This window comes from Mycobacterium sp. 1245499.0 (assembly GCF_001673615.1).
Lineage (GTDB): Bacteria > Actinomycetota > Actinomycetes > Mycobacteriales > Mycobacteriaceae > Mycobacterium > Mycobacterium europaeum_A.
This window is the reverse complement of sequence record NZ_LZMG01000423.1, coordinates 1-6,368: the sequence shown is the minus strand read 5'-3', so window position 1 is coordinate 6,368 and position 6,368 is coordinate 1. Positions and strand designations below refer to the sequence as shown.

The 6,368-nt window shown below is 67.6% G+C and carries 5 protein-coding genes; 2 read left to right on the top strand and 3 right to left on the bottom strand.

The genetic code is table 11. From position 1 onward, the window contains the following. Together A5646_RS26270 and A5646_RS26265 are read left to right on the top strand one after the other, a co-directional pair. On the top strand, positions 1 to 387 hold a 387-nt coding region (locus A5646_RS26270), incomplete at its 5' end, for a malic enzyme-like NAD(P)-binding protein (protein WP_304441588.1). Continuing rightward, on the top strand, positions 384 to 1,253 hold the full coding sequence (locus tag A5646_RS26265; RefSeq protein ID WP_067025382.1) for a glycine betaine ABC transporter substrate-binding protein: 870 nt from the start codon (positions 384 to 386) through the stop codon (positions 1,251 to 1,253). The genes A5646_RS26270 and A5646_RS26265, both read left to right, overlap by 4 nt. Before the next feature lie 3 nt (positions 1,254 to 1,256). Here the strand turns inward: A5646_RS26265 and A5646_RS26260 are convergent, their stop codons facing one another. The 3 genes from A5646_RS26260 to A5646_RS26250 all read right to left on the bottom strand — a co-directional run. Beyond that, positions 1,257 to 2,108, bottom strand: a complete 852-nt coding sequence (locus A5646_RS26260; RefSeq protein ID WP_067025379.1) for an SDR family oxidoreductase — start codon at positions 2,106 to 2,108, stop codon at positions 1,257 to 1,259. Positions 2,109 to 2,216: 108 nt separating this feature from the next. Further along, the gene (locus tag A5646_RS26255; RefSeq protein WP_066880320.1) at positions 2,217 to 3,044 is read right to left on the bottom strand and encodes an SDR family oxidoreductase; all 828 of its coding nucleotides are present in this window, start codon (positions 3,042 to 3,044) and stop codon (positions 2,217 to 2,219) included. Positions 3,045 to 3,127: 83 nt separating this feature from the next. Continuing rightward, positions 3,128 to 6,368: multifunctional oxoglutarate decarboxylase/oxoglutarate dehydrogenase thiamine pyrophosphate-binding subunit/dihydrolipoyllysine-residue succinyltransferase subunit (locus A5646_RS26250; RefSeq protein ID WP_067025377.1), on the bottom strand; the 3,241-nt coding region annotated here is incomplete at its 5' end.

The following is a 6,368-nucleotide window of genomic DNA, read 5'->3' as shown; positions in this document are numbered from 1 at the left end:
GGGGGCGTGGTGCCCGAGGAGATGATCGCCACCATGGCGCCGGGCGGGATCGTGTTCGCGCTGTCCAACCCCGACCCCGAGATCCACCCGCAGATCGCGGCCAAGTACGCCTCGGTGGTGGCCACCGGCCGCAGCGATTTCCCGAATCAGATCAACAACGTGCTGGCCTTCCCCGGGGTGTTCCGCGGTGCGCTGGAGGCCGGTGCCCGGCGGATCACCGAAAAGATGATGGTCGCCGCGGCCGAGGCGATCTTCTCCGTCGTCAGCGACGACCTGGCGCTCGACCGCATCGTTCCCAGCCCGCTGGACACGCGGGTCGGGGAAGCGGTCGCCTCCGCGGTGGCGCTGGCCACGGAAGCCTCAGACACGACCGTCGCCGGGGGGTGAGAATCGGCAGGCTGGCCGTGCCGCTGCTCGCCGCCGTGGTGGCTGTGGCCGGTTGCGCAACCGACACCGGTGACCGCCGGGCCCGTGCCGAGGTGGTGGTCGGTTCCCGCCCGGACGCCGACTCGGCGCTGCTGGCCGGCGTCTACGTCGCCGCCTTGCGGTCATACGGATTCGGTGCGCGGTTCCAGGCGACCACCGACCCGAAGGCCCAATTGGATTCGGGCGCAGTCACCGTCGTGCCCGCCTTCACCGGCCGCGTGTTGCAGGCGTTGCAGCCCGGCGCGACGGCAATGTCGGACAAAGACGTCTACCGCGCGATGATCGCCGCGCTGCCCGAGGGTGTCGTGGCGGGGGACTACACGACGGCCGCGGAGGACAAGCCCGTGTTGCTGGTGAGCCAGCCGACGGCCAAGTCCTGGGGCGGCAGCGAGGTCAGCGCGGACCTGAGCACGCTGCCCCGGCACTGCGACGACCTCGTCGTCGGCGCTGTCGACGGGCAGCCGGAACCGTCGGCGATCGGCGCCTGCCGGCTCGCCGCCCCGCGCGAATACCCGGACAAGGCAACGATGTTCGCCGCGATCAGGTCCGGCCAGCTGACCGCCGGGTGGACCACCACGGCCGACCCGGGCGTGCCCGGCGACCTGGTCGCGCTGGCCGACGGCAAGCCCGCGCTGATCCGCGCGGAGAACGTGGTGCCGCTGTATCGGCGCAACGCGTTGAGCGAACGGCAGTTGCTGGCGATCAACGAGGTGGCCGGCGTGCTGGACACCGCCGCCCTGGTCGAGATGCGCCGCCAGGTGCGCGTGGGTGCCGACCCGCAGGCGGTGGCGGGAGGCTGGCTGGCCGAGCATCCGCTCGGCCGCTGACGATTAGCGCTTCGGCAGCAAACGGTGCACTACCTGTTGAAATCGGCCCATGATCGGCCCACCGAGCAGGAGTTCTGGTCTTGAACCCGTCAGTCGCACGACCAGGTCCATCGCTTTGACGTCCGGGCCCACCAGCACCCTGGGCTTGTTCTTGCGCACGCCATCGAGGATGACTTGAGCGGCCCGCTGCGGGGTGGTCTTGGCCTGCTGCTCCTCGAACAGACTAGCCAACTCCGCATGGTCGACCCCTTCGACGGCGGCCGCGTTGCGGGCGAACGCGGTTTTGACGCCGCCCGGATGCACCGTCGTCACCCGCACCGGGTGACCGGCCCGCACCATCTCCTGCTGCAGCGCCTCGCTGAATCCCCGCACGGCGAACTTGGCCGAGACGTAGGCCGCCTGGCCGGGCGCGGAGAACAGGCCCAGCGCGCTGGAGATGTTGATGACGTGTCCGTCGCCGGAAGCGATCAGGTGCGGGAGGAACGCCTTGGTGCCGTTGACGACGCCCCAGTAGTCGACGTCGATCACCCGCTCGATGTCCTTGAACCGGCTGTCCTCGATGGAGCCGATAAACGTGATGCCGGCGTTGTTAAAGATCTGGTTGACCTGGCCGAAGTGCTCGGCGACGGCGTCGGCGTAGGCCAGGAAGGCCTCGCGGCCGGTCACATCGAGCCGGTCCGACTTGAACGCCGTGCCGATCGCCGTCAGCTGTTCGGCGGTCTGGGCCAGCCCCTCGGTGTCGACGTCGCTGATCGCCACCTTGGCACCGGCCCGGCCCAGCTCGACCGCCAACGCCTGGCCGATACCGGAACCCGCTCCGGTGACCACGGCGACCTTGCCGGCGAACCTATCCATGCAAACTCCCTCGACCAGGGTTAACCGCTTGACGCTAATCGTTACCAGCGATGCTGACTACAGCAGGGCGAAACGGTGAATCGGCGACCCTCGACACTGAGAGATCGATCACTGCTTGGGCAGCAACCGGCCCATCACCGGGCCGAAGAGCTGCTGGTAGTACGGGCCCGCCAGCCGCACCATCACGTCCAGGAGTTTGGCGTCAGTGCCGACCAGCACCCGGGCCTTCTTCTTGCGGACCGCGTCCAGGATGATCTGGGCGGCGCGCTGCGGGCTGGTCCTGGCGAGCCGCTTGTCGAACAGCTTCGCGAGCTGCTCGGGGTCGAGCCCCTCGGCGGCCGTCGCGTTGCGCGCGATCGCGGTCTTGATGCCACCCGGGTGCACCGTGGTGACCGCCACCGGGTGGCCGGCCGCGACCATCTCCTGCCGCAGCGCCTCGGTGAAGCCCCGCACGGCGAACTTGGCCGAGTTGTAGGCCGCCTGCCCGGGCACCGAGAAGAGCCCGAACACGCTGGACACGTTGATGACGTGGCCGTCGCCAGAGGCGATCAGGTGCGGGAGGAACGCCTTGGTGCCGTTGACGACGCCCCAGAAGTCGACGTCCATCACCCGTTCGATGTCCTTGAACTGGCTGACCTCCACGTCGCCGGTGAAGGCGATGCCGGCGTTGTTGTAGATCTGGTTGACCTTGCCGAAGTGCTCCTTGACGCCGTCGGCGTAGGCCAGGAAGGCCTCGCGCTCGGTCACGTCGAGCCGATCCGACTTGAACGACGCGCCGATCGCCTTCAGCTGCTCCTCGGTCTGGCCCAGGCCGTCGAGGTCGACGTCGCTGATCGCCACTTTGGCGCCCGAGCGGGCCAGCTCCAGGGCCAGCGCCTGCCCGATACCCGAACCCGCGCCCGTCACCACCGCGACCTTGCCGGCGAACCCTTGCATGAGCACCCTTCCTTCTTTGGCACGTTTGCGTCGAGGCTAGCCGGTACCAGCGGTCCCTGATACCTGCGGGTCACCGAAGCCCGTCAGGCGAAGGCCGTGTCGAGGATCTCCTGCTGCTCGACGGCGTGCACCTTCGACGACCCCGACGACGGCGCCGACATCGCCCGGCGCGAGATGCGCTTGAGGCCGGTCAGCTTGTCGGGCAGCAGCTCGGGCAGCTCCAGCCCGAAACGCGGCCAGGCGCCCTGGTTGGCCGGCTCCTCCTGGACCCAGAAGTATTGCTGCACGTTGGGGTAGCGGTCCAGCGTTTCATTCAGCCGGCGCTTCGGCAGCGGAGCGAGTTGCTCGATCCGCACGATCGCCACGTCGTCGCGGTTGTCCTTGGCCTTGCGGGCCACCAGCTCGTAATAGAGCTTGCCGCTGGTCAGCAGGACCCGGGTGACTTTGCCGCGGTCACCGATGCCATCCTCGTAGGTCGGCTCTTCGAGCACCGAGCGGAACTTGATCTCGGTGAAGTCTCGGACGTCGCTGACCGCCGCCTTGTTGCGCAGCATCGACTTCGGGGTGAACACGATCAGCGGACGCTGCACGCCGTCGAGGGCGTGCCGGCGCAACAGGTGGAAGTAGTTGGACGGCGTCGAGGGCACCGCGATCGTCATCGACCCCTCCGCCCACAGCTGCAGGAAGCGCTCGATGCGCCCCGAGGTGTGGTCGGGACCCTGACCCTCGTGGCCGTGCGGCAGCAGCAGCACGACGTTGGACAGCTGGCCCCACTTGGCCTCGCCGGAGCTGATGAACTCGTCGATGATCGACTGCGCGCCGTTGACGAAGTCGCCGAACTGCGCCTCCCACAACACCAGGGCGTCAGGGTTGCCCACCGTGTAGCCGTACTCGAAGCCCACGGCGGCGTACTCCGACAACGGCGAGTCGTAGACCAGGAACTTGCCGCCGGTCGGGGTGCCGTCGGCGTTGGTCGCCAGCAGCTTGAGCGGCGTGAACTCGGCGCCGGTGTTGCGGTCGAAGATCACCGAGTGCCGCTGGGAGAAGGTGCCGCGGCGGGTGTCCTGCCCGGAGAGCCGCACCAGCTTGCCCTCGGCCACCAGCGAGCCCAGCGCCAGCAGTTCGCCGAAGGCCCAGTCGATCTTGCCCTCGTAGGCCATCTCGCGCCGCTTCTCCAGCACCGGCTGCACCCGCGGGTGTGCGGTGAAGCCGTCGGGCAGGGCCAGGAACGCGTCACCGATGCGGGCCAGCAGCGCCTTGTCCACCGCGGTGGCCAGCCCGGCCGGCAGCATCTGGTCCGCCTCGACCGACTCGCTGGGCTGCACGCCGTGTTTCTCCAGCTCGCGGACCTCGTTGAACACCCGCTCCAGCTGGCCCTGGTAGTCGCGCAGCGCGTCCTCGGCTTCCTTCATCGAGATGTCGCCGCGGCCGATCAGGGCTTCGGTGTAGCTCTTGCGCACCCCGCGCTTGATGTCGACGACGTCGTACATCGCCGGGTTGGTCATCGACGGGTCGTCGCCCTCGTTGTGCCCGCGCTTGCGGTAGCACAGCATGTCGATGACGACGTCCTTCTTGAACTCCTGCCGGAAATCGACGGCCAGCTTGGCCACCCACGCGCACGCTTCCGGGTCATCGCCGTTGACGTGGAAGATCGGCGCCCCGATCATCTTCGCGACGTCGGTGCAGTACTCGCTGGACCGCGAATACTCCGGCGCGGTGGTGAAGCCGATCTGGTTGTTGGCGATGATGTGGATGGTGCCGCCGACGCGATAACCGGGCAGGTTGGCCAGGTTCAGCGTCTCGGCGACCACGCCCTGACCGGCGAACGCGGCGTCGCCGTGCAGCATCATCGGCACCACCGAAAAGGCCTTTTCGTCCCCCTGGTCCTCGGCGCCGTGGTCGAGCAGGTCCTGCTTGGCGCGCACCAGACCCTCGAGCACCGGGTCGACGGCTTCCAGGTGTGACGGGTTGGCCGTCAACGACACCTGAATGTCGTTGTCGCCGAACATCTGTAGGTACACGCCGGTGGCGCCCAGGTGGTACTTGACGTCGCCGGAGCCGTGCGCCTGTGCCGGGTTGAGGTTGCCCTCGAACTCGGAGAAGATCTGCGAGTACGGCTTGCCGACGATGTTGGCCAGCACGTTGAGCCGGCCCCGGTGCGGCATGCCGATGACCACCTCGTCGAGGCCGTGCTCGGCGCACTGGTCGATCGCCGCGTCCATCATCGGAATGATGCTTTCCGCGCCTTCCAGTGAAAAGCGTTTCTGGCCAACATATTTGGTCTGCAGGAAGGTCTCGAAGGCCTCGGCCGCGTTCAGCTTGCTCAGGATGAACTTCTGCTCGGCCACCGTCGGCTTGACGTGTTTGGTCTCGACGCGCTGCTGCAGCCATTCCTGCTGCGAGGGTTCGAGAATGTGGGTGTATTCCACGCCGATGTGGCGGCAGTAGGCGTCGCGCAACAGACCCAGCACGTCGCGCAATTTCTTGTATTCGCAACCGGCGAAACCGTTGACCTTGAACACCCGGTCCAGGTCCCACAGCGTCAGGCCGTGATTGAGGATCTCGAGGTCGGGGTGGCTGCGGAACCGGCTTCCGTCCAAGCGCAGCGGGTCGATGTCGGCCATCAGGTGACCGCGATTGCGGTAGGCCGCGATCAACTCCATCACCCGGGCGTTCTTGTCGACGATCGAATCCGGGTTGTCAGTGCTCCAGCGCACCGGCAGGTACGGGTTGCCCAGCTCGCGGAAGATCTCGTCCCAGAACGCGTCCGACAGCAGCATCTCGTGGATGGTGCGCAGGAAGTCGCCGGACTCCGCGCCCTGGATGATGCGGTGGTCGTAGGTCGAGGTCAGGGTGATCAGCTTGCCGATGCCCAGCTCGGCGATGCGTTCCTCGCTGGCGCCCTGGAACTCGGCGGGGTACTCCATGGCGCCCACCCCGATGATGGCGCCCTGGCCGTTCATCAGCCGCGGCACCGAGTGCACGGTGCCGATGGTGCCCGGGTTGGTCAGCGAAATGGTCACGCCCGCAAAGTCTTCGGCGGTCAGCTTGCCGTCGCGGGCGCGCCGCACGATGTCTTCGTAGGCGGTGACGAACTGCGCGAACCGCATGGTTTCGCAGCCCTTGATCCCGGCGACCACCAGGGAACGCTTGCCGTCCTTGCCCTGCAAGTCGATGGCCAGGCCCAGGTTGGTGTGCGCCGGCGTCACCGCGGTGGGCTTGCCGTCGATCTCGGCGTAGTGCCGATTCATGTTGGGGAACTTCTTGATCGCCTGCACCTGCGCATAGCCCAGCAGGTGGGTGAACGAGATCTTGCCGCCGCGG

Coding starts and splice junctions, on each gene's coding strand:
- A5646_RS26260 (WP_067025379.1), bottom strand. CDS start 2,108: ATGGATAGGTTCGCCGGCAAGGTCGCCGTGGTCACCGGAGCGGGTTCC.
- A5646_RS26255 (WP_066880320.1), bottom strand. CDS start 3,044: ATGCAAGGGTTCGCCGGCAAGGTCGCGGTGGTGACGGGCGCGGGTTCG.